Genomic DNA, 1438 nt, shown 5'->3' on the forward strand with positions numbered 1-1438 from the left:
TGATGTGAACCCCAAAAGTTGGACAATATAATATTAATTAGCAATCTCCATGGCGAGTTGTCGGTATTTTACTGGTGACAAACCATGGAGTTTTTCTTTTCTCCGTCTATTATTGTAATAATAGATAAAATCATTAATTTCAGACCTAAATTTATCAAAAGATTCATAGTTTTTATCGTATACAACATTCACTTTGAGAATGTGGAAGAAACTCTCAATAGGAGCATTATCAAGTGGTGTAGCCTTGCGGCTCATACTCTGACGTAAGTTTAATCTATCTAGTGCTCTGAGAAATACTGGTTTTTGATAATGAAATCCTTGATCACTATGAATAATCGCATTATCTATATTTGATAGTTCTAATAAAGGATCAACAACTAATGCTAATGATGGTGTTTTTGTAACGTTAAAAGATAACACTTCAGATGAGTATAAATCTACATAGGCAGTAACATAGGCTTTCTGTTGACCATTGTACTTAATTTCAGTAATATCCGTCACTATCTTCTGGTAGGGTTTGTCTGCTGCGAAATCACGTTTAATGAGTCTATCAGCTATACGACCAACAGTTCCTCTGTATGAATTATATCGGCGTCTGCGTGTATTATATTTTTTACTAAGCAGGTTATATTGGCGCATAATTGATAATACTCTTTTATGATTAACCTGATACCCATTATCATGTAGCTCGCCCGTAACACGTCGATAACCGTACTCTTCTTGAAATTTTGGTGCTTTTATTTCTTTGATTAAAGCAGCCAGTTTATCATCACGTATTGTATTTTTTGGATGTGATTTTAGATAGTAATAAGTACTTCTAGTAAGGCTAACGTAAGTTAGCAATTCTGATAATTTAAAATCAGGTGTACGCCTTAGTGTATCAACTACTTCTTGTTTTTCTCGGTTCGTTGCATCACTAAGGCATTTAATTTTTTTAGGACAGCATTTTCCATGCGTAGTCTACGATTCTCCTCAATAACCTTGGCTAACTGATCGGCTTCATATGACATATCACTAGCTCTCTTATCATAAGGCATAGTGCGCTTTCCTCGGACTTTGTTTTTTAATCCATCATACCCAAATTTATCTACCTTAGCACGCCAAGAGCTAATAACTGCACTTGGAAATACCTTAAACCTCTTCGAGGTTTCTGAATATGAATGATTTAATGAATACTCTAAAACCATTTTCTTAAAATCAAATGAATATGATTCATTCTTAATTCGACCAATAGAGCCGGTTACTTCGTATTGATTAACCCATTCAGTAATATTCTTCTTACTGGCAATATTGTATTTCTCAGCTAATGCTGCAAAGCCAATATCTCCATCTAGATATTCATGAATAACCTTTAACTTAAATTCATTTGAATATTTTGTCATAAAAAAATAACCCCGTAAGTCAGACAATTTCTGTCCAACTTACGGGGTTCACATCA

At 33.9% G+C, this 1438-nt stretch carries 2 protein-coding genes; both read right to left on the reverse strand.

Features of this window, described 5'->3' with window-relative positions; all coding sequences use genetic code 11:
* Positions 1-33: 33 nt before the first annotated feature.
* The gene (locus ESZ50_RS04065) at positions 34-930 is read right to left on the reverse strand and encodes an IS3 family transposase (RefSeq protein WP_246111508.1); all 897 of its coding nucleotides are present in this window, start codon (positions 928-930) and stop codon (positions 34-36) included.
* Positions 885-1382, reverse strand: a complete 498-nt coding sequence (locus ESZ50_RS04070) for a transposase (RefSeq protein ID WP_148622332.1) — start codon at positions 1380-1382, stop codon at positions 885-887. The genes ESZ50_RS04065 and ESZ50_RS04070 overlap by 46 nt, the downstream gene beginning before the upstream one ends.
* Between the last annotated feature and the right edge of the window lie 56 nt (positions 1383-1438).

The organism is Weissella muntiaci, from assembly GCF_008107635.1.
GTDB classification, from domain to species: Bacteria; Bacillota; Bacilli; order Lactobacillales; family Lactobacillaceae; genus Weissella; species Weissella muntiaci.